Raw genomic sequence first — 19,102 nt, 5'->3', positions numbered from 1 at the left:
GAGCTGACCCCGGCTTTTAAAACGATATCCTGACGCCGATTAGTTCTTCTTCAGGTGGTCGTCCAGCCAGCCGATCACGGTGTGGTGCCACAGGATCGAGTTGGCGGGCTTCAGGACCCAGTGGTTTTCGTCCGGGAATACCAGCAGCTTGGATTCGATGCCGCGGCGCTGCAGGGCTGCGAACGTGCCCAGGCCTTGCGCGGTCGGGATGCGGAAGTCCAGGTCGCCCTGTACCACCAGCATCGGGGTCTTCCACTTTGCCACGTGGTGCACCGGGTTCCATTTTTCGTAGCCGTTCGGGTTGTCGTAGTATGTGCCGCCGTTGTCCCATTCGGTGAACCACAGTTCTTCGGTGGAGTAGGCCATGCCGCGCTGGTCGAACACGCCGTCGTGGTTGACGATGCACTTGAAGCCGTCGCTCCAGTTGCCCTCGATCCAGTTCATCATGTAGCCGCCGTAGGAGGCCCCCAGGGCGCAGGCGTTCTGGCCGTCCAGGAATTCATACTTGGACACGGCTGCCGCCAGGCCTTTCTGCAGGTCTTCCAGCGGTTTGCCGCCCCAGTCGCCGCTGATCGAGTCGGTGAAGGATTGGCCGTAGCCGGTCGAGCCGTGGAAGTCGATGAAGACGGTGGCGTAGCCTGCGCCGGCGTACACCTGCGGGTTCCAGCGGTAGCTCCAGGCGTTGCCGAAGCTGCCTTGCGGGCCGCCGTGCACCAGGAAGGCGACCGGGTATTTCTTGCCCGCTTCGTAGTTCCATGGCTTCATCACGTGGCCGTACACGGTTTCGCCGTTGGCGCCCTTGAAGGAGAACTGTTCGTAGTCCGCCATCTTCACGTCTTTCAGACGCTCGGCATTGGCCCAAGTCAGCTGCGTGCCTTTCTGCTCGGCGCCTTCGGTCTTCAGCTTGACCAGTTGCGCGCCGCCGCCCAGGGAGGCCTGGGCCGAGATGACGACGTCCTTCTGGGTGTCGAATTCGCCGGCGTAGCCTTTGCCGGTCAGCGCGCTGACCTTGCCGGACGCGGCATCCAGCGAGAACAGGCGGTGGTTGCCGATATCGTCGGCGTTGGCCAGCAGGGCCTTGCCGTCTGCGCGCCATTTGTAGTCGGCGATGGAGCGGTCCCACTCCTGGGCCAGCACGCGCTTCTTGCCGCTGGCGACATCCATCAGCACCAGGTGGAAGCGGTCCGCTTCAAAGCCCGGGCGCTTCATCATCAGGTAGGCCAGGGTCTTGCCGTCCGGGGAGAAGGATGGCTTGGCGTCCCATGCCGGATTTTCGGCAGTCAGGTTGCGCGGGGCGGCGCCGCCGGCGGCAGGGACTTCGTACAGGTCGAAGTTGGTGGACCAGGATTCGGACTTGCCGGCCACGCGCGCGGAGAACACGACTTTCTGGCCATCGGGCGAGAACTGGTAGTCGGCGTTGTCGCCGAACGGTTTGGCGTGCACGTCGCCGTCGAGCGAGCCGCTCAGGCTGAGCGCTGCGCCGGCCTTGCCGGCGGCGTCGATCGGCGCCGAATACAGCACATTGCGGCGGCCGTCGGCCCAGGTGTCCCAGTGGCGCACGAACATTTCGTTGTACACGGTGCCGGTGGCCTTGTTCTTGGCCTTGTCGTCCAGGCGCTTCTTGCTGCAATCGAGGTCGGCGCAATCGCGGTACACCTCGAAGGCCATGGCCAGACGGTCGCCTTTCGGCGACAGGCGGTAGCTCTCCACGCCGATCGGGTAGTCGGTGACGCGCAAGGCTTCGCCGCCGGCGTTCATCGGCAGGCGCCATACTTGCGCGGAGCCGGAACGGCCGCTGACGAAGTAGAGCGCGTCGCCGGACGGCGACCATTGCGGCTGGCTGCTGCTGGAATCATGCTGGGTCAGCTGGACCGGGACCGGCTTGGCGGCTTTCAGGTCGATCATCCACAGCTGGGTGATGCCGCGGTTCTTTTCCATATTCGTGGCGCGGACGGTGTATACCACGCGGCTCGCGTCCGGCGACAGCACTGGGCTGCCGACGCGGTCCATGCTCGCGAGGTCTTCAACGGTCAGGCCGCGCGGGGCGGCAACAGCAGTGGTTGCCGCAGCGATGGCGGCGCCCATTACCAGCAGGCGTAAGGTCATTCGGGATCTCCGGTCTATTATCAAATCTGCCGGCGGTTGGCCGGCCAAGCGGCATGATACTGTAATATTTCCCGCATGGAGATCAATACCAGGAAAATTGCGGTCTGGGGACTGACGGGGGTGACGGCCGCCTTGTGCGCCGGCGCGGTGCTGTTGACACAAACGTGGTATTCGAAGCCGCTGAAGCTCGAATGGTTTTACATGCGGGCCTTCGCGGCGTCGGCATTGAAAAGCCCGGAGATGATGTCGAAGCTGAGGGTGCTGCCCGCCTGGCTTGATTTTCACAGCGCGCGCCTGGATGACGAATCGCCGCAGCACAAGCGCGAAATTTACCAGGACATGAAGGACAACCTGGCCATGCTGGACCGCTACGACCGCGACCAGTTGGGACGCGAGGCGCAGCTGTCCTACGATACCCTGCATTACTACCTGAGCACCCAGGTCGACGGCGAGCGCTTCCAGCTGCACGAGTTCCCGATCAACCAGGTCTACGGCCTGCAAAGCGCGCTGCCCGAATTCATGGCCGACGTGCACCGTGTCAGCTCGCGCGCGGAGGCGGAGGACTATATTTCCCGCCTGCGGAAATTCCCGCTCAAGTTCGAGCAGGTGATCGAGGGCTTGCGCGCGCAGCAGGCAGCCGGCATCCTGCCGCCGCAATTCCTGGTTGAGAAAGTGCTGCTGCAGATGCACGGCTTCGCCGGCCATCCTGCGCGCGAAAATATGCTCTACACCAGCTTCAAGGCCAAGCTGGATGCGATCCCGCTGGCCGAGATGGACGAGAAAGTGCGCGCCGAGCTATTGCAGGGCGTGGCCGAGGCGATCCAGAAAAGCGTGTATCCGGCATACGCCGAGCTGGTGCGCTATTTCGTCGCCCTGCAGGGCCGCGTGCACGCCAACGACGGCGCCTGGTCGCTGCCTGGCGGCGACGCGTACTACGCATGGTGCGTGCGCTATCACACGTCAACCATGCTGACGCCGAAGCGCGTGCATGAACTGGGCCTGGCCGATGTCGACCGCCTGACCGGCATCATGGACCGCCTGCTGCGCCAGCTGGGGCTGGAGGAGGGCAGCGTCGGCGAACGGATGCTGCGCCTGCAGCGCGATCCGAAGTACCGCTACGCCGATACCGAGGAAGGCCGCAAGCAGATGCTCGACCAGTACCGGGCCATCATGAAGGAGGCTGACGAAAAGCTGGCAGGCGTGTTCAGCGTGCATCCCAAAACCGCAATCGAGGTGCGCGCGGCGCCGGCGGAATCGGCGGCCACGGCGCCCAGCGCCTATTACATTCCCGGTTCGATGGATGGCACCCGTCCAGGCGTCTTCTATGCGAACCTGCGCTCGGTGAAGGATGTGCCGAAGTTCGGCATGCGCAGCACGGTCTTCCATGAAGTCATGCCGGGCCATCATTTTCAGGTGTCGCTGGCGCAGGAAATGAAAGGTGTGCCGTTTTTCCGCCGCGTCATCACGTTTTCGGCATACCAGGAAGGCTGGGGCCTGTACGCGGAACGGCTGGCGTCCGAGATGGGCCTGACGCCGGATCCGCTGGACCAGCTGGGCCGCCTGCGCGACGACATGATGCGCGCCGCGCGGCTGGTGGTCGATACCGGCATCCACTACAAGCACTGGTCGCGCGAGGAGGCCATCGAGTACATGATGGAGAATGCCGGCATGGGCGAGCAGGAAGCGACGGCGGAAGTGGAGCGCTATATCGTCGCGCCGGGCCAGGCGCTGGCCTACAAGGTCGGCATGCTGTCCATTCTCGGCTTGCGCGAAAAGGCGCGCAGCGAATTGGGCGATAAATTCGGCCTGAAGGCATTCCACGACGAGGTGCTGGGCCACGGCGCCTTGCCCATGACCGTCCTCGAGCGCGTGGTGGACGATTGGATCGCTTCGCAACAGCGGCATTGACAAGCTTTACTCAAATGCTAATATATCGGTCATCGATATAGCGATGACCGATATATGACCAAGCTAGTACGGAAAATCAGGTGGTTCTGGGATGATGCCGACCACGCAATCGAGCGTTGGCTCGAACAGATGGCGCGCGAAGGTTTGCATTTCAAGCGCGTCAACTGTATGCGCACTGCCTTCTATTTCGAGCGCGGCGAACCGGCGGAAGTGAACTACCGCATCGATTTCCGCCTGACCCGCGTCGATCCGCATTACCTGCAGTTGTTCAAGGATGCGGGCTGGGAGCACGTCGACCAGCTGCTTGGCTGGCAGTTCTGGCGCGCGCCGGCGGGCATGGGGCAATCGGCGGAGATTTTCACCGATGTCGAATCCATGAGCCGCAAGTACAAGTACCTGATCTGGCTGTTCGTCGTGCCTATGGTGCTGCAATTGCCCTTCACTGTGATGCGCATTCACGACCGGTGGGGCAAGACCCCCGGCGCGGTCGCCGTCATCATCGGTGTGCAACTGCTTTCCGCCTACTGCATCGTGCGGCTCATCAAGCGCTTGCGAAGCCTGAAGATGCGCGAGGCCTGAGCGCCCGCTTCAATTTACCGACCGAGGAGTTTTCTGATGAAATTACGTGTTTCATGGGTGGCGCTCGCCCTTACGCTGCTGGCGCTGATGGCGCTCGATGCGAAAGCGGCGGCCCAGTCGGGGCGCGGCTGTCATTTGCGCGGCAGCGAAGAGGCTTTGCGTTGCCACGATATCAGCGTGCCGCTCGACCCGCAGCGCAAGGACGCCGGCCAGCTCAAACTGCACGTGGCGGTGGCGCCTGCCTTCCGCCCTGTTCCCAATAGCGATCCGGTATTCGTGCTGGCCGGCGGCCCGGGCGAGGCGGGATCCGACGTCGTGGTGCTACTGGATTCGACCTTCAGGCGCATGCGCGCCACGCGCGACATTGTCTTTATCGACCAGCGCGGCACCGGCCTGTCCGGCAAGCTGCGCTGCGAAGGGACGCAGATCGACGACGCCAACACCGATAGCCAGATGAACGAGGCGGTCGTGAAATGCGTGGCCGCGCTCAAGCAGCCGCTGGCCGCTTATACAACGGCCAATGCGGCGGCCGATATCGAGCAGGTGCGGTTGGCGCTTGGCTACGGCAAAGTGAATATCTTCGGCGGATCCTACGGTACCCGCCTCGGCCAGCACTATGCGCGCAGCTACCCGGACAGTGTGCGCACCCTGATCCTGGACGGCGTCGCGGCGCCGGAGCAGGTGATTCCGGCCGGCGGCCAGGATGCGCAGCAGGCGCTGGACGGCGTCTTCAAGCGCTGCGCGCAGGACAATGCCTGCGCCAAGGCCTATCCCCAGCTGCAGAAGGAATTCGAGACGCTGCTGGCGCGCGTCAATTCCGGCGCTGTGAAACTGGACTTCGCCCACCCGCGCACAATGAAGCGGGTGCAGCTGCCGCTGACCAACCTGCGCTTCGTCTCGGTGATCCACGCGACCCTGTATTCGCCGCAGGACGGCAACCGCCTGCCTTACATCATCCACAACGCCTATGAAGGCAATTGGGGGCCGTTCCTGGCGCGTTCCTATGTCGCCAGCGATTACTCGCCGGAAGGGCTGCTGTCCATGCCGCTCTACCTGGCCGTGGTGTGCGGTGAAGACATGCCGCGCCTGACGGACGAAGCGCGCGCCGCCGATGAGAAGGGCTCCTTCCTGCGCGGCTACGCCGGCCGCATCGCCGCCGTCTGTCCGCTGCTGAAGGTGCCCCCCGTTCCGGCGCAGGCAGTCACGCCGATCGCCGCGCCGACCCTGCTGTTGTCGGGCGCACAGGACCCGGTCACACCGCCGCGCCGCGCCGAAAGCGCCGCCAAGGCCATGAGCAAGGCGCGGATGATCGTGGTCGCCAACGCCGGCCATGGCGTTTCCCGCCTGGGCTGCATGCCGCGCCTGATGCGCGAGTTCCTGGACAAGCCGGAACAGGCGCCCGACCAGGCCTGCCTGCGCGAAATCGCCGCGATGCCGTTCCAGCTTGGCCATGCCGGCGCCAATCCCTGAAAGGACCGAAACATGATCCACGTAGAAAATGTCCATAAGAGCTTCGGCGACTTCCCTGCGCTGGCCGGCGTCAGCTTCAGCGTCGCCGACGGCCGCGCCACAGCGTTGCTGGGACCGAACGGCGCCGGCAAGACGACGCTGATGCGCACCCTGGTCGGCCTGCTCAAACGCGACCGCGGCGCCGTCAGCATCGACGGCATCGACCCGGACGTCGACCCGATGGGCGCGCGCCGCAATGTCGGCCTGTTGACCGACCAGTTTGGATTGTATGAGCGCCTGACCACGCGCGAATACCTGGAGTACTTCGGCCAGATCAACCGCATGGACAAGGCGGCGATCAAGCGCCGCATCGAAGAAGTCACCGAACTGCTGGGGCTGGGCGAATTCCTTGACCGTCATTGCAAAGGCTTCTCGCAAGGCCAGCGTATCAAGGTCGCATTGGCGCGCACGCTGCTGCACCGTCCGCGCAACCTGCTGCTGGATGAGCCGACCCGAGGCCTCGATGTTATGAGCACGCGCGCCCTGCGCCGCGCCCTGGCCACGCTGCGCGAGGAGGGCTGCAGCATCATCCTGGCAACCCACGTGATGCAGGAAGTGACCAATCTGTGCGACGACGTGATCGTCATCGCCAACGGACGCACGGTGGCGCAAGGTACGCCAATGCAGCTGTGCGAACAAACTGGGATCGCCAACCTGGAGGACGCCTTCGTCCACCTGGTCGGCACGGAAGAGGGGATCGCAGCATGATGCCGCAATTCGTAGTTGTGATGATCAAGGAGCTGAAGGAAGCGCTGCGCGACAAGCGCACGCTGAACATGCTGCTCATGTTTGTGTTCATGTATCCGGCGCTGGTCGGATTCATGCTGCATACCCAGATCCGGAAAGCGACGCGCACCGAACGAAGCGGCATCGACATCGTGGTGGTGGGCGCCGCGCAGGCGCCGAACCTGGTCAGCTACCTGCGCCAGAATAGCGTCAACATCACCGCGAAGGACGCCATGAGTGAAGGCGAAATCGGCGCGATGCTGGCCGAGAAGAAAATTGCGGCAGTGTTGAAGCTGGGCGAAAAGTTCGGCGAATACTATAGCGACCTGCGTCCCGCACCGCTTGAGATATGGTTCGATTCGTCGGTGGAAAAGCAATCGCAGCGCCGCGAACTGGAGACCATGCTGCGCGATTACGGCAACGGTATCGCCAGTGCGCGCCTGCTGGCCCACGGTGTTTCGCCCGCCACGCTGTCGCCCCTGGCCCTGCAGCGCTTCGACACGGCGGACAGCCTGACCCGCGCGAATACGCGCATCGGCATCTTCCTCGGCATGTTCTTCGTGCCAGTGTGCATATTCGGCCTGGCGGCAGCCATCGACAGCACGGCAGGCGAACGCGAACGCCGCTCTCTGGAAGTGCTGATCTCGCAGCCAATGCGGGCCATCGACCTGGTGGCCGGAAAATGGCTGGCGGCGGCTGCGCTGGCGGCAATCGGGCTGGCGTTCGAGCTGAGTGTCGCGCACGCGGTGCTGAAATACCTGCCGCTGGAAGAAATCGGCCTGTCATGGCGCGTCGATATTCCGACGCTGCTGCTGGTGATTGTGGCTGCGCTGCCGCTTTGCCTGATGGTGGGGGCCATGCAGATTGCAATGGCGATGAATTCCCGTACCTTCAAGGAAGCACAGGCGACTGCGGGCATCGTGACCTTCATCCCAATGCTGCCGGTCTTTATCGTGCCGGCGCTGGAGTTGAGCACGCAGAACTGGATGTATGCGGTGCCGCTGCTGTCGAACCAGACCATGTTCCAGGCATTGGCGACGGGACAGTCGCTGGGTGTTATGCCTTATGTGCTGGCCTGTGCCTTGCCGCTGGTACTGGCGGCAGCGGCCGTGGCCTTCGCCGCCCGCAGGATGGGCAGCGAGAAATACGTACTAGGTGTTTGAAAGTCGGGGGCAGCTCGGGCAATTTGTCCGATTGCCAGAGCTGACCCCGGCTTTAATTACAGAAGCGTCTTGCCCAGTGCTTCCAGGCGCTCGAAGTAGGCGGTCATGTCCAGCTCTTTGCGGGCGACGCCGCTGCGCATTGCGGCGGCGGCGATCTTCGGCGTGACGGTCGGCAGCATGCGGTCGTCCAGCAGGCCCGGTACGACATAGTCTTTGCCGAAACGGACGTCACTGCGGGCCAGGCCGGCCAGCGCGGTGACGCAGGCGCGCTTCATTTCCTGGTTGATCGTGGTGGCGCCGGTGTCCAGCGCGGCACGGAACAGGTATGGGAAGCACAGCGCGTTGTTGATCTGGTTCGGATAGTCCGAGCGGCCGGTGGCGATGATCGCGTCGGGCGCCACTTCGCGCACCAGTTCCGGGCGCAGTTCAGGTTCCGGGTTGGCCAGGGTGAAGACGATCGGCTGCTTTTTCATGCGCTGCACGTCGGCTTGCGACAGTACGCCCGGGCCGGATACGCCGAGGAATACGTCCGCGCCATCCATTATGTCCGACAGGGTGGTGGCCGTGGTGTCCTGCGCCCAGTCGGCTTTTTCGCCGGTCAGCTTGCGCGCCTTGGTCAGCAGGCCTTTGGAGTCGCATACAAAGATGTTCTCGCGGCGCGCGCCGATGTCGACCAGCAGGTCCAGGCAGGCGATGGCCGCCGCGCCGGCGCCGGAGCAGACGATCTTCACGTCGGCGATGTCGCGGCCGGTCAGTTCGACGGCGTTCAGCATGCCGGCGCCGACCACGATGGCCGTGCCGTGCTGGTCGTCGTGGAATACCGGAATGCTCAGGCGTTCACGCAGCTTGCGCTCGATGTAGAAGCATTCGGGCGCCTTGATGTCTTCCAGGTTGATGCCGCCGAAGGTAGGGTGCATGGCGGCGATGATGTCGACCAGCTTATCCGGATCGGATTCGTCCAGTTCGATGTCGAAGGAGTCGATGCCTGCGAATTTCTTGAACAGAATGGACTTGCCTTCCATGACCGGCTTGCCGGCCAGCGCGCCGATATTGCCCAGGCCCAGGACCGCGCTGCCGTTGGTGATCACGGCAACCAGGTTGCCCTTGGCGGTGTATTCATAGGCCAGCGCCGGATCGCGTGCGATTTCCACGCAAGGCGCCGCTACGCCAGGCGAGTAGGCAAGGGCCAGGTCGTCCTGGCTGGCGACGCTCTTGGTCACCGCAATAGCCACTTTGCCCGGCGTGCCGGCCTTGTGGTATTCCAGCGCCTTTTGTTCAAGACTGCTCATGCTGCTTCTCCTTTTGTTCTGCGAAAAACGCCCGCTTCAAGCCGGTATGGCCTGAGCGGGCGTGCTTGGCAGGGCGCTACGCGGGCGCCCGGCTTGATGTTTGATTACGGGTACAGGCCACGTACTTCGCGGGCAGCCAGCACGCGGGTGCATGCCAGGATGAAGGTTGCGGTGCGCAGCGAAACCTTCTTCTCTTGCGACACTTCCCAGACGGAGTTGAACGCGTCCTGCATGATGCGGGTCAGGCGTGCATTGATCTCTTCCTCGCTCCAGAAGAAGGAGGAGAAGTCCTGCACCCATTCGAAGTAGGACACGGTCACGCCGCCGGCGTTGCACAGCACGTCCGGAACGATCAGGATGTCTTTTTCGTTCAGGATGTCGTCCGCTTCAGGGGTGGTCGGGCCGTTGGCTCCTTCCAGGATGATCTTGGTACGGATCTGGCCCGCGTTCTTTGCGGTGATCTGCTGTTCCAGTGCTGCCGGAACCAGGATGTCGGACTCGATGCCCCAGAAGGAATCGCGGTCCTGGGTTGCTTCAGCGCCCGGGAAGCCTGCCACGCCGCCGGTTTCGGCTACGTGCTTGTGCAGCTGTTCCACATTCAGGCCGCCCTGGTGCACCACGGTGCCGGTGTGATCCTGCACTGCGATGATCTTGGAGCCCGCTTCTGCGAACATATTGGCGGCGATACCGCCGACGTTGCCGAAGCCCTGGATCGCAATGCGTGCACCAGGAATTGCGACGCCGCGCTTTGCAGCAGCTTCACGGCCGGTCACGAACACGCCGCGGCCGGTTGCTTCACGACGGCCCAGGGAGCCGCCCATCGAGATTGGCTTGCCGGTCACAACGCCAGTCGACAGGTTGCCTTCGATCATGGCGTAGGAGTCCATCATCCAAGCCATCACCTGTTCGTTGGTGTTGACGTCCGGCGCAGGGATATCCTTGGTCGGTCCGATGATCAGGCTGATCTCGCTGGTGTAGCGGCGGGTCAGGCGCTGCAGTTCACCTTTGGACAGGGTCTTCGGATCGACACGGATACCACCTTTTGCGCCACCGTATGGCACGTTGACGGCGGCGTTTTTCACCGTCATCCATGCCGAAAGGGCCATTACTTCCGACAGGGTGACATCCTGATGGAAGCGTACGCCACCCTTGCCAGGGCCGCGAGACATATTGTGCTGAACGCGATAGCCTTCGTAGTGGGCGATCGTGCCGTCGTCACGTTCGATCGGAACGTCGACAACCAGGATACGCTTCGGGCGCTTCAGGGTTTCCACCCAGCGGGACAGGTTGCCCAGGTGAGGGGTGACGCGATCAATCTGTTTCAGGTACTGGCCCCAAGGACCGAGATCTTCGGCGTTGAGGTAAGAAGGCAAGGCGTGGTTGGTCATTGTGTGACTCGCTCAGTTGTTCGGTAACGCGGCGAATCTTAGACCTGCACAATTCCGGAAGCCAATGCCGAGTGCGCATCCGGTTATGCAAATTTTGCATAACCTGTCGGAATGGCATTGCTTTTGAACTAAAACTACAAAGCTGTACCCCGGTGTCCGACCCGCAGGGGCAGACACCGATACGCGGCCGTCATTGGCCGGCTTTAACGGTCCGAGGCTGGAACCCGGCGCTTGGCCGACGCCGGCTTTTGTATTTCCGCCAGGTGGTCCCACAGGCGCGCCACGATCGCCTTGCCGGGCCGCGCCGTGCTTGGCCGTTCGCGGTACAGGCGGATCTCCATTTCGATGCCGAACTCCTCGCGCCCGCCATCGGCCGGCGCCAGCAGCTTTTGCTTCACTTCGCGCGTCACCGCCGATTCGGGCAGGAAGGCGATCCCGCGCCCCTCCAGCGCCATCATTTTCAGGCCTTCGGCCATATCGGTTTCGTAGTGCGTCTCAAGGTGCAAAGTCTGCTTGGCGTCCGATACGATCAGGTCCACCATGCGCCCCAGGTAGGCGTTGGTGGTGTACGAGAGGAAGGGCAGCGGCGACGTCTTCCGCCCGGGCAGCACGAACTCCGGCTGCTTGGCCTTGTCGCAGCGGGCGTAGGCGCGCAAGGCCTCGCGGCCCAGCACCAGCATGTCGTAGCGCCCCGGATCGAGCTGCACCGGCTGGCGCGGATGGTGATAGCAAAGCAGCAGGTCGCAGCCGCCTTCCACCAGCTGCAGCACCGCATCGTGCACGTTTAGCGCGATCAGGCGCGAATTAATCGGCGCGAACTCCTCCTCCAGCCGCGTGATCCATTTCGGGACGAAGGTCAGCGACAGCGTATGCGGCACCGCCAGGTCGATGCTGTTCTGCGCCGCCGCGCGCTTGCCGCGCAACAGCTCGCGCACGCCGTTGATCTGGCTTAGCATCTCCAGCGCCTGTTCGTAGAACACCAGCCCCGCCGGCGTCACGCGCGTCGGGTAGGAGGTGCGGTCGATCAGATCCATGCCCAGCCAGTTTTCCAGCGACTGGATGCGCCGCGAGAACGCCGGCTGCGTCACATGGCGCAGCTGGGCGGAGCGGCTGAAGCTATTCGTTTCGACCAGGGAGATGAAGTCTTCCAGCCATTTTGTTTCCATGTTTGGTGATCCTAGGCGGTTGCAATGCGGCGCATCGGTGTGAACAACAATGCGAGCGTAGCGCAAACCACCAGCACAGCGCCACTACCGAGGAACATTTGCGGCAGCGTTGCCTGCTGCAGGATCCACCCGGTGGCGGTCGACGACAGCGGCGCCAGGCCGAACAGGATGAACATGAAGATGCTCATGATGCGGCCCATCATTTGCGGCTGCACGCGTTTCTGGAGCCAGGTGAACACGGCGACTTGCACCAGTCCCACCAAAGCGCCGAGCGAGAGCAGCAGCAAGCCGCCCTGCCAGGCGGCAGTGATCAGGCCGAGCGGCATGACCAGCAAACCGGCCATCGCATCGACCGACAGTGCGAGCAGGCCGATGCGCACAGGCTTGCCGGCGTTAAGCTTGGCGGTCATGCCTGAAAACGCCATCCCCGCCAGCATGCCCGCGCCATGCGCCGCCATCAACATGCCGAAGGCGGAACCGTCGTGCAGGCGCTCCTTGGCCAGTACGGGCAGGGCGACCTGCATGGTGCCGCCGATCAGTACCGATACCAGGCCCCAGTAGGCGAAGCAGGTGCGCATTTCGATGTCGCGCCAGACGGTCAGCAAGCCTTCGCCGATGGCACGCAGGACGTTTTGCGGTACGGAAGGGGCGGCGCTGGTCAACGGCACCACGCGCGACAGGGTCCATGCCGAAACGACGAAACTCAGGCCGTCGAAGGCAAAGGCAAGGCCCAGTGCGCGCATGCCGCCATCGGCGCCGCCCGCGTCGCCGATGGCCAGCAGCAGCGCGGCCAGCAGCGGCCCCGCCAGCATGCCGACCTGGCGCACGCCCATGACGGCGCCGTTGGCCGCTTGCAGCAGTTGCGGCGGGATGGCGCGCGGCATGATCGAGCTGCCGGACGGGTAAGCGAATGCCTGTGCCAGGCCTATGCCGAGCGACAACGCATACACCAGCGGCAGCGTCGCCGCTCCGGTGAACGTGAGCACCGCCAGGGCGCCGACCAGCAAGGTACTGGCATGCTTGGTCAGCATGAGTATGCGCTGGGGCGAATAGCGGTCCACCACCGCACCGCCGATCAGGATGAAGATGGCGCGCGGCGCGCCGAGCAGGGCGAGCACCAGCCCGAGCGAGAGCGGGTCGCCGGTCAGTTTGAGCACCAGCCAGGGCAGGGCGATGAGCGTGAGCTGGTCGCCCAGCATGGAAAGGGTGGCGCCGGACAGCAGCCAGCGGAAGTTCGCGTTGGTTTTAAGGCTGGGTGACATTATTGGGGTCCTATCAGGTTGCCGAGAACCGCGTTCAGCGGCTCCAGTTCCTCATCCGACGAATGGCGCAGCAGGTCGGCCGCATATTCGTTGGCGGTGCGCAGGGCGTTGTCCAGCAGGACATGGCCGGCCGGGGTGATGACGGCGAAGCCGACGCGCGCATCGCGTTCATCGGCCTGGCGCGCCACCCAGCCGGTCTTTTCCAGCGGCAGCAGGGTGCGCGTGACGCCGGACGCGGTCAGGCCCAGGCGTTCGGCCAGATCCACGCGGCGCAGGCGGCCGCCCGGGGCGGTGGACAGGCTTTGCAGCAGCATGAAATCGCCGAAGCTCAGGCCATGGTGGCCGCCCAGGACGGTATCCAGGCGGCGAATAATGGTGGCGTGGGCGCGCGCCAGGCGCAGGCAAAATTCGAGTGCGTTTTCCATGATCGATCATTGATAGGTGGTTGAGTAGTCAAGTATATAGAAACTTCTTGCCGCGCGCCATAAAAACATGAAACCGGTGTCAGCGCTATGCTGACGTCATGAATAAGCGCAGGTCATTCCTGAAGAGTTCCGTGGCGCTGGCATCGGCCCTGGCCCTGCCGTCGATGGCGCGCGCCGCCATTGCAGCGCCGCATGAGCGCAGCCTGCGCTTCTACAATACGCATACTGGCGAAACCCTGCGCACCCTGTTCTGGGCGGAGGGCCAATTCATTCCCGAAGCGCTGCAAGACATCAACCACCTGCTGCGCGACCACCGCAACGACAAGGTCGCGGCCATGAATCCCGGCTTGCTGTTGCTGCTCGACCGAGTCAGTTCCCAGTTCAGCAACCACGAAGTGATCCATGTGATTTCCGGCTACCGCTCGCCGGAAAGCAACCAGATGCTGGCCGAGTCCAGCGGCGGCGTGGCCAAACATAGCCTGCATATGGAAGGGAAGGCGATCGATGTGCGCATCCCGGGCCGCGACCTGGAACGTTTGCACCAGGCCGCGCTGGCGTTAAAGGGCGGCGGTGTCGGCTACTATCCGGACTCGCAGTTCGTGCATATGGACACGGGCCGGGTGCGTCACTGGTGAGCCAGCAGCGGATACGGATTGACCGGCTTGCCCTGCCACCAGTGCTTTTCCGGCCCCAGCTCGAACATGGCGAAATGCAGGTGCGGAGCCGCCGGGTCGGCATTGCCGGAGGCGCCGACATAGCCGATCAGGTCCCCGCGTTTTACCTGCTGGCCTTCTTTCAAGGCAGCGGCGTAATGGTCCAGGTGGGCGTAATAGTAGGAGAATTTTTCCGCAGGGTCGAACTGGTAGATCGTCAGGCCGCCAGGTCTGCTGGCGAACAGCTTGGCGATCCGCCCATCCGCCACGGCATACACCGGCGTGCCCACGGGGGCGGGAATATCGAGCGCTTCATGCATCCGTTCGAGGCCGCGTGGCTGCTTGTAGGTGTCCTGCAGCTGCGCGGACTTGATGCCCGCGACGGGAATCAGCAGCGAGGTGCCGGCGCCGCTGGCAACCAGGCCGCCCGTGCCGCTGCTGTCGGCCGGGTGCATGCCCGCCAGCGAGTCGCCGGCATCCTTGCCGGGCCCTGGTATGGCGGGTCCCGCGGCGCTGGCGGTGCGGGGCTGCTCGGCGGGCATGGCCTGCGCCGGCGTGAGCGCAGGCGCCAGGCGGGCCGCCGGTTCGATTGCGGCTAGTGGAGCCGGTGCGGAGGCGGGAGCCTGGCGGTCGGCGGGCATGGTGATTGTCGCGGTTTCGCGTTGCTTGATCGGTACCCGGCTGATCAGCAACAGCGTGCCGGCGGCGCCCAGCACGATGCCGATGATCAGGGTGCCAAATGTGCCTGGTGGTCGCATGGTGGCCTCCTTATTCCTGCAGTACGGCCGGCGTTCCCGGTCCCACGGCGGCGGCGATGCGCGCGGCGTCCCAATTGGTGAGCCGGATGCAGCCGTGCGACTGCGTTTTGCCGATCTTGCCCGGTTCGGGCGTGCCGTGGATGCCGTAATGGTCTTTCGATAAATCGATCCATACGACGCCGACCGGATTGTTCGGCCCGGGCGCGATGGTCGCCTTGTTCTCGCCCTGCCGGGCATCCCAGAACAGTTGCGGGTTGTAGTGAAAGGGCGGGTTGTGCGCCACGCCATTCACCGTCCAGTGCCCGACAGGAAGCGGATCGCGCTCGCTGCCGGAACTGGCCGGTGCTTGCGCAATCACCTTGTCGTCCGCATCGAGCAAGACGACGGTGCTGTCGCTGCGGTCGACCACGATGCTGGCCGCCTTCGGCAGGGCAGGTGCGGCGGCGGTATTGGGCACCATGATCTGCTCGCCCGCGCGCTCGATATCCTTGCCGGGATTGAGCTTGCGCAGTAGCGCCGGGCTGGCGTGGAAGCGCTCCCCCAGTGCTTCCGCCGCGCTCGCATATGCCAGCGCCGGCAGCTTTGCCTTGGCCGCCATATCCTCGGGGACCGGAGCGTACGGCCCGGCGGCATCGGCATCGGTCACGGTGTAGGCGGCCAGCACCGGCTGGCCGTCGTCCAGCGCGGCCAGGGTGGCGCCATCCGCCTTGCCGGTTTGCGGCAGGTGGCGGGCGCGCTGGAAGCCGAGCAGCGCCTGGCGCGTATTGCCGCCGTCGGCGCCGTCGATTTCGCCCGGCGAAAAGTTGGCCCGGTCCAGCAGCACCTGGGCGCGCACGGTTGGGGAGGGCGAATCCGCCGCCGCGTGTGCGCCCGTGCTGGCGATCAAAAGGGCAATCAGGGGTGTTCTCATGGGCGCAGTGTCGCGCTGTTTGCGAGGTTGCTCCGTTCGGTAGCGAACAAAAGAAAAAGGCCGCCCGGTTTCCCGGGCGGCCTTGTTTATCGCGCGCTAAGGATTAGCGGTCGCCCCATGGGCGGCGCGGTGCGTCGGTGCGCGGGCCTTTGAAGCCGCCGGCATCGCGGTCGCGGTTGCGGAAGGTGCTCTCGCCACGCTCGCGGAAACCGCCGCCTTCCTTGCGGACGCCGCCTTCGGCAGGACGCTCGGCGCGGAAACCGCCTTCGGGACGGAAGCCACCGCCGTCGGCGCGGTTACGGAAACCGCCTTCCGCAGGACGCTCGGAACGGAAACCGCCTTCATTGCGGTCGTTGCGCACGCCGCCTTCGTTACGGTTGCGGAAGCCACCGTCGGTGCGCTCAGTGCGGAAGCCGCCTTCGGCACGGAAGCCGCCTTCGTTGCGGTTGCGGTAGCCCCCTTCTTTACGCTCGCCGCCGAACGGGTTGCCTTCGCTGCGGTAGTGGCCGCCTTCCGGGCGCGGATTGGAGAAGGAGCGCTGGCCTGGCTTGGCATTGCGGCCGTCGCCCGGTTTCCAGCCCGGACGGGTTGCCGAACGCGCAGACGCTGCACGCTTAGGCTCGAAGCCTTCGATCACTTCCACCGGGATCGGCTGCTTGGTCAGGCGTTCGATACGGCGCACCAGCATATTCTCGGCGTGGTTCACCAGCGATACTGCGATACCGTTACGGCCGGCACGACCGGTACGGCCAATGCGGTGCACATAGTCTTCCGGCGCTTTCGGCAGGTCGTAGTTGAACACGTGGGTGATGTTCGGTACGTCGATACCGCGTGCTGCCACGTCGGTTGCAACCAGAACCTTCACGTTACCGCGGCGCAGGCCGTCCAGGGTGCGGTTACGCGCGCCCTGGTGCATGTCGCCGTGCAGCGCAGCGGCGGAGAAGCCGGCGATGTTCAGGCGGTCGGCGATGGTGTCGGCGTCGCGCTTGGTGGCGGTGAAGACCACTGCCTGGTCCATGGTTTCGTCGCGCAGCAGGTGGTCCAGCAGGCGGTTCTTGTGCGACAGGTCGTCGACGAAGTGCACGCGCTGGGCGATGTTTTCGTGCTTGGTGGTGGTGCTGTTGACCTGGATGGTCAGCGGGTCCTTGGTGATGCGGCGGGCCATATTGCCCACCACGCCGTCCAGGGTCGCCGAGAACAGCATGGTCTGGCGCGAATCAGGGGTGGCGGCGACGATCTTCTCGATGTCTTCGATGAAGCCCATGTCCAGCATGCGGTCTGCCTCGTCCAGCACCAGGATCTGCAGCTGGGAGAAGTCGATCTTGCCTTGTTCCATATGGTCGATCAGACGGCCTGGGGTGGCGACCAGGATTTCCGGGTTCTTCGCCAGCAGTTGCATCTGTTTCGGGTAAGGCATGCCGCCCAGGATCGACACCGCGCGGATCTGGCGCAGGTTCGAGCAATACTTGTCGGTGTTGGTGGTGACTTGCAGGGCCAGTTCACGGGTCGGGGTCAGCACCAGCATCTTAGGCTGGGCAGGGCGGAAGCGTGGACGCTCGCCGCGGGCGCGCGCCGACTGCGCTTCCTGGGCCGCGGTCTTGCCGGTATTGCCGGAGAAGCCGTCGGCGGCCAAGCGGTGCAGCGAAGGGAGCATGAAGGCCGCGGTCTTGCCGGAGCCCGTTTGCGAGGAAACCAACAGGTCCTTGCCCGTAATCGCCGCAGGCACCGCCTGCTCCTGGACGCCGGTCGGCTTGGTGTAGCCGGCTGCGGTCAATGCGTTGAGGATGGACGTGTTGAGACCAAGTGCTTCAAAAGTCATGTATATCTTTCGTAAAAAGCGAAAAAAAGCTACGCTAAACCACTACGAAACGACTCTATTTTGTATAGAAATTTCGGCACAAAAGCTTTGCGCCGGGACGGTGTCATTGGACTACGACACACAGGGCGGGGGGGCTTTTAAGGCGGCATCCAATGTTCAGGGATGCGGCAGATAGGTTTGCGAAGCTGCTATTTGTGTTTTTATTTTCAGCTGCGGCATTGGTGCAGCGCACAAGGGTTTGATTATACATGGAATCTCGGCCGCGCGGAAGTTTTTGATTTGGTTTGCGGCAAAGCAATATTACTCAGGGTCCCACGTGGAAATCGAGCGTCTTCTTGCCGATCCATTGGCCCGCAAGCGACTCGCCCTTGATGGTGGCGCGAATCAGGGGCTTGGGGCTGTCGGCACTCGCGATTTCGGTCAGCTCGATGGCATTGCCGGTCACTTTGCCGCCCAGCGCAATGGGCTTGCGGTATTTATTATAGAAGTAGTTGCCCGAGACCGCGCCATCGCTGGCGGGACGGGACAACTGCAAGGTGATCGCCGCCTGTCCAACGCGTCCCTGCAGGAATTGCTGGTACGGCTCCGCGCGCGGAGCCGCCGGCGGACCGCCCATCAGCAGATATTTGGCGTATGCGGTGAAATGCGGCGCCAGGGCCGCGATCGAATAGACCACTTGCTGGTCGCCGACCTCGTCCAGCGCCCGCATGGCGTGGTTGCTGCAGCGGCCAAACAGGAAGGTGATGGATGAATCCTCCAACTTCAGCGGGGAATTTTCTCGCGTGAAGTAGCTGGCGTATTCGGGGGAGCGCATCGAGTCGATGCAGCGCTGGTACATGTCCACGGTTTCCGTGATGCGCGCTTCCTCATCGTCCTGTTTGCTGTCGCTCCTGGGCTGTGGCCAGGGTGTGGAAATACCTTGCTTCCGGCGCCTGCTGGCGGCTTCCTTGTTCAGCTCAGCGATGGCCTGGCGGTATTCGTTGATGCGTTTCGCGAGGTTTTGCTGGAAAAGCGCCTTGCCGCCCTGCGGCGTGAACAGGTCCGAATAAAAAATGATGCGTCCTGTGGCCGCGTCGAAGTTGTAAACGTCCCACTGGTGCTCGCAATAGGCACCGCAGCCTTCATAGTCGAGTTCGAGCGCCAGCACGCGGTCATCGGAGCGCGTCAGCGAATAGCTGATTTCCGAGATGCCGGGGCCGCCGTCCTGGTCTTCCGGCGCCTTGACGCCATCCGAGAATTTCGCGGGAGCGGGTTGCCCGGTCACACCCAGATAAATGGCATGGTTGATGCGCGCATCGCGCCTTGGATTGTCGGATACGACGTAGGGCAACGCGCCTTTGTATGCGATGGTCTTGACTTCGATTGGCGCCGCCGAGGCGGCGGCTGGCAGCGCAAAGGCGGCGCACACACAGAGGCGGCGGATGTACATGGTGAAATCCTG

Annotated in this window: 16 protein-coding genes; 6 read left to right on the top strand and 10 right to left on the bottom strand. The window is 63.8% G+C overall.

All coding sequences use genetic code 11. The features are described 5' to 3' along the window. Nucleotides 1–39: 39 nt before the first annotated feature. A complete protein-coding gene (locus H597_RS0120910; protein WP_028103841.1) occupies nt 40–2,106 on the bottom strand; it encodes an alpha/beta hydrolase family protein in 2,067 nt (688 codons plus the stop codon). Between the two features lie 75 nt (nt 2,107–2,181). Between H597_RS0120910 and H597_RS31860 the strand changes: the two genes are divergently transcribed. From H597_RS31860 to H597_RS0120885, 5 genes are read left to right on the top strand one after another with little or no spacing between them, the layout of a single operon-like run. After that, nucleotides 2,182–4,014, top strand: coding sequence for a DUF885 domain-containing protein (locus H597_RS31860; protein ID WP_035374840.1), 1,833 nt, complete (start codon nt 2,182–2,184; stop codon nt 4,012–4,014). Nucleotides 4,015–4,068: 54 nt separating this feature from the next. Further along, the gene (locus H597_RS0120900) at nt 4,069–4,593 is read left to right on the top strand and encodes a DUF2812 domain-containing protein (RefSeq protein WP_028103840.1); all 525 of its coding nucleotides are present in this window, start codon (nt 4,069–4,071) and stop codon (nt 4,591–4,593) included. A gap of 36 nt (nt 4,594–4,629) precedes the next feature. Next, complete coding sequence (locus tag H597_RS0120895; RefSeq protein WP_035374839.1) at nt 4,630–6,063, top strand: alpha/beta hydrolase; 1,434 nt, start codon at nt 4,630–4,632, stop codon at nt 6,061–6,063. 12 nt (nt 6,064–6,075) lie between these two features. Then, nucleotides 6,076–6,810 (top strand): ABC transporter ATP-binding protein, encoded by a 735-nt coding sequence (locus tag H597_RS0120890; protein WP_028103838.1) that lies wholly within the window; start codon nt 6,076–6,078, stop codon nt 6,808–6,810. Further along, complete coding sequence (locus H597_RS0120885) at nt 6,807–7,991, top strand: ABC transporter permease (protein WP_028103837.1); 1,185 nt, start codon at nt 6,807–6,809, stop codon at nt 7,989–7,991. Before H597_RS0120890 ends, H597_RS0120885 begins: the two co-directional genes overlap by 4 nt. A 56-nt stretch (nt 7,992–8,047) precedes the next feature. On the opposite strand, the gene H597_RS31855 is transcribed toward H597_RS0120885, so the two are convergent. The 5 genes from H597_RS31855 to H597_RS0120860 form a co-directional block, all read right to left on the bottom strand. Then, on the bottom strand, nt 8,048–9,280 hold the full coding sequence (locus tag H597_RS31855; RefSeq protein ID WP_035374917.1) for a malic enzyme-like NAD(P)-binding protein: 1,233 nt from the start codon (nt 9,278–9,280) through the stop codon (nt 8,048–8,050). A 104-nt stretch (nt 9,281–9,384) separates the two neighbouring features. After that, the gene (locus H597_RS0120875) at nt 9,385–10,668 is read right to left on the bottom strand and encodes a Glu/Leu/Phe/Val family dehydrogenase (protein WP_028103836.1); all 1,284 of its coding nucleotides are present in this window, start codon (nt 10,666–10,668) and stop codon (nt 9,385–9,387) included. A 203-nt stretch (nt 10,669–10,871) separates the two neighbouring features. Next, a complete protein-coding gene (locus H597_RS0120870) occupies nt 10,872–11,834 on the bottom strand; it encodes a LysR family transcriptional regulator (protein ID WP_028103835.1) in 963 nt (320 codons plus the stop codon). Between the two features lie 11 nt (nt 11,835–11,845). Continuing rightward, nucleotides 11,846–13,096 (bottom strand): MFS transporter, encoded by a 1,251-nt coding sequence (locus H597_RS0120865; RefSeq protein ID WP_035374837.1) that lies wholly within the window; start codon nt 13,094–13,096, stop codon nt 11,846–11,848. After that, nucleotides 13,096–13,521 (bottom strand): MarR family winged helix-turn-helix transcriptional regulator, encoded by a 426-nt coding sequence (locus tag H597_RS0120860; RefSeq protein WP_035374836.1) that lies wholly within the window; start codon nt 13,519–13,521, stop codon nt 13,096–13,098. The genes H597_RS0120865 and H597_RS0120860 overlap by 1 nt, the downstream gene beginning before the upstream one ends. Nucleotides 13,522–13,619: 98 nt before the next feature. Here H597_RS0120860 and mepK point away from each other — a divergent pair, with 98 nt between their 5' ends. Next, nucleotides 13,620–14,156: a peptidoglycan L,D-endopeptidase MepK gene (gene mepK, locus H597_RS0120855; RefSeq protein WP_028103832.1), complete on the top strand. Its 537-nt coding sequence runs from the start codon at nt 13,620–13,622 to the stop codon at nt 14,154–14,156. Here mepK and H597_RS0120850 read toward each other — a convergent pair. From H597_RS0120850 to H597_RS0120835, 4 genes are all read right to left on the bottom strand, one after another. Then, nucleotides 14,147–14,932, bottom strand: coding sequence for a M23 family metallopeptidase (locus tag H597_RS0120850; protein ID WP_028103831.1), 786 nt, complete (start codon nt 14,930–14,932; stop codon nt 14,147–14,149). The genes mepK and H597_RS0120850 overlap by 10 nt on opposite strands. Before the next feature lie 10 nt (nt 14,933–14,942). Continuing rightward, nucleotides 14,943–15,842, bottom strand: a complete 900-nt coding sequence (locus tag H597_RS0120845) for a L,D-transpeptidase family protein (protein ID WP_028103830.1) — start codon at nt 15,840–15,842, stop codon at nt 14,943–14,945. 103 nt (nt 15,843–15,945) lie between these two features. After that, nucleotides 15,946–17,661 carry a DEAD/DEAH box helicase gene (locus tag H597_RS0120840; RefSeq protein ID WP_028103829.1) on the bottom strand — a complete coding sequence of 572 codons (1,716 nt, stop codon included), beginning with the start codon at nt 17,659–17,661 and terminating at the stop codon, nt 15,946–15,948. Between the two features lie 304 nt (nt 17,662–17,965). Continuing rightward, entirely contained in the window at nt 17,966–19,090 is a 1,125-nt protein-coding gene (locus H597_RS0120835; protein ID WP_154668204.1) for a hypothetical protein, read from the bottom strand. Nucleotides 19,091–19,102 lie beyond the last annotated feature (12 nt).

Source organism: Pseudoduganella violaceinigra DSM 15887, assembly GCF_000425385.1.
GTDB lineage: Bacteria > Pseudomonadota > Gammaproteobacteria > Burkholderiales > Burkholderiaceae_D > Rugamonas > Rugamonas violaceinigra.
This window is presented reverse-complemented; position numbering and strand designations above follow the sequence as displayed.

Coding starts and splice junctions, on each gene's coding strand:
- H597_RS0120890 (WP_028103838.1), top strand. CDS start 6,076: ATGATCCACGTAGAAAATGTCCATAAGAGCTTCGGCGACTTCCCTGCG.
- H597_RS31855 (WP_035374917.1), bottom strand. CDS start 9,280: ATGAGCAGTCTTGAACAAAAGGCGCTGGAATACCACAAGGCCGGCACG.
- H597_RS0120865 (WP_035374837.1), bottom strand. CDS start 13,096: ATGTCACCCAGCCTTAAAACCAACGCGAACTTCCGCTGGCTGCTGTCC.
- H597_RS0120875 (WP_028103836.1), bottom strand. CDS start 10,668: ATGACCAACCACGCCTTGCCTTCTTACCTCAACGCCGAAGATCTCGGT.
- H597_RS0120900 (WP_028103840.1), top strand. CDS start 4,069: ATGACCAAGCTAGTACGGAAAATCAGGTGGTTCTGGGATGATGCCGAC.
- H597_RS0120910 (WP_028103841.1), bottom strand. CDS start 2,106: ATGACCTTACGCCTGCTGGTAATGGGCGCCGCCATCGCTGCGGCAACC.
- H597_RS0120885 (WP_028103837.1), top strand. CDS start 6,807: ATGATGCCGCAATTCGTAGTTGTGATGATCAAGGAGCTGAAGGAAGCG.
- H597_RS0120895 (WP_035374839.1), top strand. CDS start 4,630: ATGAAATTACGTGTTTCATGGGTGGCGCTCGCCCTTACGCTGCTGGCG.
- H597_RS0120870 (WP_028103835.1), bottom strand. CDS start 11,834: ATGGAAACAAAATGGCTGGAAGACTTCATCTCCCTGGTCGAAACGAAT.
- H597_RS0120835 (WP_154668204.1), bottom strand. CDS start 19,090: ATGTACATCCGCCGCCTCTGTGTGTGCGCCGCCTTTGCGCTGCCAGCC.
- H597_RS0120840 (WP_028103829.1), bottom strand. CDS start 17,661: ATGACTTTTGAAGCACTTGGTCTCAACACGTCCATCCTCAACGCATTG.
- H597_RS0120850 (WP_028103831.1), bottom strand. CDS start 14,932: ATGCGACCACCAGGCACATTTGGCACCCTGATCATCGGCATCGTGCTG.
- mepK (WP_028103832.1), top strand. CDS start 13,620: ATGAATAAGCGCAGGTCATTCCTGAAGAGTTCCGTGGCGCTGGCATCG.
- H597_RS0120845 (WP_028103830.1), bottom strand. CDS start 15,842: ATGAGAACACCCCTGATTGCCCTTTTGATCGCCAGCACGGGCGCACAC.
- H597_RS0120860 (WP_035374836.1), bottom strand. CDS start 13,521: ATGGAAAACGCACTCGAATTTTGCCTGCGCCTGGCGCGCGCCCACGCC.
- H597_RS31860 (WP_035374840.1), top strand. CDS start 2,182: ATGGAGATCAATACCAGGAAAATTGCGGTCTGGGGACTGACGGGGGTG.